Source organism: Pseudundibacterium arcticum (assembly GCF_042646465.1).
In the GTDB taxonomy this organism is placed as follows: domain Bacteria; phylum Pseudomonadota; class Gammaproteobacteria; order Burkholderiales; family Burkholderiaceae_D; genus Undibacterium_A; species Undibacterium_A arcticum.
Genome location: NZ_JBHRTP010000135.1, coordinates 1 through 2,615 on the forward strand (window position 1 = coordinate 1; position 2,615 = coordinate 2,615).

Below are 2,615 nucleotides of genomic sequence, written 5' to 3' on the forward strand. Positions count from 1 at the left end.
CCGCTTCCGCCTTGCTGCGTTTTTCAGCCGCCTTGGCTTCTTCGATGCAGACATCCTTCGGATTTCCGTTCAAGGCATCGCATTTGGCGCGTTCCGCTTTATACGTTGCGGTAGCGCTGTCTTCGGCCGCCTTATAGGCAGCTTTCGCTTCATCGGTCGCTGCGGGTGCAACAGTGGCAAAACCGAGAGTGACGACACTGAGAAAAAGATTTGCGAGCATTTTTTTCATTTTTATTCCTTTGAATTTTTATCTCTTTGACGGTCTCGGAGCGGACTATCGATACGCCGGCCCTGTACCGCACCGGTTGTCAACCAAAACTCATGGCGGGTAATACTTGTTGCGCTCTTCGAAATCCTTGATCTGCTTTTCAGCCTCGTCCTTGCCGATGCCATAGTTTTCCTGGATTTTCCCAGAGAGCTGATCGCGTTTGCCTTCAATCTGATCGATGTGGTCATCGGTGAGTTTGCTCCACTGCTCCTTGATCTTGCCCTTGAATTGCTTCCAGTTTCCTCCGATAAGGTCCCAATTCATTTCACCCTCCTCGGCAGCAAGTTGATTATGGATAGGTGCATTGATCGCCCGTTTTCGTGGCTATTGCGGTAACAGCATTTGCAATAAAAGGAGCGTATCGTGGCGACCAATGACCGATGTGTTTGATGTATGTACGGCAATCAGACAATCGGCTCATTCGGATAGGGCTGGGTTCCGTAATAAGAATGAATTTCATTGGCCCAGGCCGGGTTCGCCATATCCGGCCAGTGATCCGCATCGAATCCCGGCGCATCTTTGAGCCGCTCTTTATCGACTTTCAGGATGAAGCGCTTGTTGATGGTATCGAGCGTCAATGCATTCCACGGCACCGCGAACAATTTTTCTCCCATCCCCAGAAAACCGCCGAACGACAGCACCGCATAACTTACCTTGCCGGTCCGCATGTCCAGCATGATTTCCTTGATGTCACCCAGATTTTCGTCTTTGTCGTTATAGACATCGTTCCCGTGAAGCGTGTCGGCACCCATCAGCTCGGGTCCGGGACCCTTGCTTATATCGTTCCTGTATATGCCATAGGTATCGCGATCTTCATAGCTCATGTGGATCTCCTTTAGGGACTCAATACAATGAATATCGATAAATTGCATTTATCAATATATGCGAGTTTCGGCGAATTTTATTGATTCGAGTCAATCCAAATTGGGTAAGTGGACTGAAACGGTTTTCATTTTTTGCGAAATACAGGGGCGACGTTCCGCACTTCACATTCCACGGCACCAGCCTTTGAACTCCGCAATAGACAAAAACCTCGACCCAGCTGGTGCTTATTTGGAGCCAAGAACCGACGGGTGCGTCATCCGAAGCTTTGCCCCAGACTTCTATCACTGGAGAATACACGGCACGACAAATTTTAGAAAAAGTTGGTACTTCTGGTTCAGGCCAGAACGGCCTTCCCGGTGCCCGTGGCTCAGCAAATGCCCTGTTATACTGATATCAGATTGCAAACACCGGCTGCATTCCATCAACGTTGCTAAATCGGCTTTTCTTGATATTTTCCTTATGGCAACCAGTGACGTGCTGCGGCACCAGATAATTAATAGCCTCCTGGCGCAGCACACTGAAAAAGTTGCGGACGCGGCGATCAACTTATGGGAGCAAATGGCAACCCAGATCATTTCGATTGTCGGTGAAGGTGGCTTCAATTCACTTTACGCGAGAAGTGTATTCCTTACCCAGTCAACATTTCCTTGGCTCGCGGACGGCGCACTGTCACCACGGACCGATCACCGGTTTGCGGCATTGAAGATATGCTTTGAAGAGCAAACGCCTGCGCAAACCAGTGCAGCAAACAGTCTGCTGATGATCACTTTCACCGACATCCTGACCTCGTTAATTGGCGAGCAGCTGACGACCAATATTTTACGTTCGGCTTGGGGCAATGACGCTTCGGATAAGGCCGGCAAGGAGTTCAAAAATGAGTAAAAAGGTAAGCATACGCAGTCTGAAGACTGGCGTACCCGGTCTGGACAACCTGGTGGGTGGAGGCATTCCGGAATTCTCGTTTAACCTGATTGCGGGCACGCCGGGAAGCGGAAAGACAACGCTTGCTCACCAGATCATGTTCTCGCTGGCAACACCGGATCATCGGGCACTGTTCTTCACGGTACTCGGGGAACCCGCTTTGAAGATGCTCCGTTATCAACAGCAATTTCCGTTTTTTGATATTAACAAGGTCAATGAATCGATCCGCTTCGTCAACCTGTCTGCAGACATCCTGGAAGGAGATTTTGACCGCGTATTGTCACGCATTGCGGCAGAAGTGAAAGACTATGCTCCCAGCCTTGTAGTTGTTGATTCGTTTCGATCAGTCGTGCAGTCGGCGAAGCAGGAGGAACAGGACGGGGCCGGGTTACAGCGGTTCGTGCAGCACCTGGCCATGCAAATGACGAGTTGGCAGGCAACAACATTTTTAATCGGCGAATATATGATGCCGGAGGCAGAATCAAGCCCGGTCTTTACCGTGGCGGATGGCATTCTGTGGCTTTCGCAAAATTTGCAGCACAGTTCAATGGTGCGCAAGATACAAGTGGTCAAAATGCGTGGTCAAGCCCAGGTACCAGGT

General features: G+C 50.1%; 4 protein-coding genes and 1 pseudogene. 2 read left to right on the forward strand and 3 right to left on the reverse strand.

The genetic code is table 11. The annotated features are described in order from the left end of the window. From ACFOFO_RS26515 to ACFOFO_RS26525, 3 genes and pseudogenes are all read right to left on the reverse strand, one after another. Window positions 1-229 (reverse strand): annotated as a pseudogene (locus ACFOFO_RS26515) (hypothetical protein); the annotation flags it as partial. 90 nt (window positions 230-319) lie between these two features. Then, on the reverse strand, window positions 320-532 hold the full coding sequence (locus tag ACFOFO_RS26520) for a CsbD family protein (RefSeq protein WP_390329210.1): 213 nt from the start codon (window positions 530-532) through the stop codon (window positions 320-322). Window positions 533-672: 140 nt separating this feature from the next. Further along, complete coding sequence (locus ACFOFO_RS26525) at window positions 673-1,092, reverse strand: PRC-barrel domain-containing protein (protein ID WP_390329213.1); 420 nt, start codon at window positions 1,090-1,092, stop codon at window positions 673-675. A gap of 460 nt (window positions 1,093-1,552) precedes the next feature. Here ACFOFO_RS26525 and ACFOFO_RS26530 point away from each other — a divergent pair, with 460 nt between their 5' ends. Both ACFOFO_RS26530 and ACFOFO_RS26535 read left to right on the forward strand, forming a co-directional pair. After that, entirely contained in the window at window positions 1,553-1,975 is a 423-nt protein-coding gene (locus tag ACFOFO_RS26530) for a hypothetical protein (protein WP_390333562.1), read from the forward strand. Further along, window positions 1,968-2,615: RAD55 family ATPase (locus tag ACFOFO_RS26535; protein ID WP_390333563.1), on the forward strand; the 648-nt coding region annotated here is incomplete at its 3' end. The genes ACFOFO_RS26530 and ACFOFO_RS26535, both read left to right, overlap by 8 nt.